General features: G+C 70.4%; 1 protein-coding gene. It reads left to right on the top strand.

The features are described from left to right. Positions 1 to 175: 175 nt before the first annotated feature. Positions 176 to 746: FimV family protein (locus tag BMG07_RS40890; protein WP_374221487.1), on the top strand; the 571-nt coding region annotated here is incomplete at its 3' end.

Here is a 746-nt window from a genome sequence, read left to right as displayed (position 1 = left end):
CACCCGCCGCATCTGCAGCCGCCGACGCCGCAGCCGCTTCCCAGGCCGCCCCCACGGGCGACGCAGCGGCAGCAGCAACGGCCGCCGCGCCGAAGCCGGCCCCCAAGAAGGTCGTGGCACCGCCGCCTCCGCCCCCGGAACCCACGTCTTCGAAGAACTGCTCGACAACCCGCTGATGCTCGCCGGCGCTGCGCTGATCGCGCTGCTGGTCGGCTTCCTGCTGTACCGCGTGCTGGGTCGCCGGCGCGAGGAAATGAGCGAAAGCGTGTTCCTCGAAAGCCGCATTCCGAAGGACTCGTTCTTCGGCGCCAGCGGCGGCGAATCGGTCGACACCAAGCACCGCGGCGATTCCACCGTGTCCTCGCTGTCGTACTCGCCGAGCCAGCTCGACGCGGGCGATGTCGACCCCGTGGCCGAAGCCGACGTCTACCTGGCCTACGGCCGCGACCTGCAGGCAGAAGAAATCCTGCGCGAAGCGCTGCGCCTGAACCCCGACCGCACCGCGATCCACCTCAAGCTGCTCGAAATCCACGCCAAGCGTCGCGACGTGCGCGCTTACGAAAGCCTGGCCACCGAAGTGCACAAGCTGACCGGCGGTCTCGGTTCCGACTGGACCCGCGTGGTCGACATGGGCAAGGACCTCGACCCGGGCAACCCGCTGTACGAATCGGGCACCACCCGCAGCGGCAGCGGCGGCAGTGCAAGCGCCGCCGAAACGGCCGCCTTCGCGGGCGCCCTGGCCGCGG

The organism is Variovorax sp. E3, from assembly GCF_016082275.1.
GTDB lineage: Bacteria > Pseudomonadota > Gammaproteobacteria > Burkholderiales > Burkholderiaceae_C > Variovorax.
The sequence above is the reverse complement of the archived record's forward strand: the minus strand, read 5'-3'. Positions and strand labels throughout refer to the sequence as shown.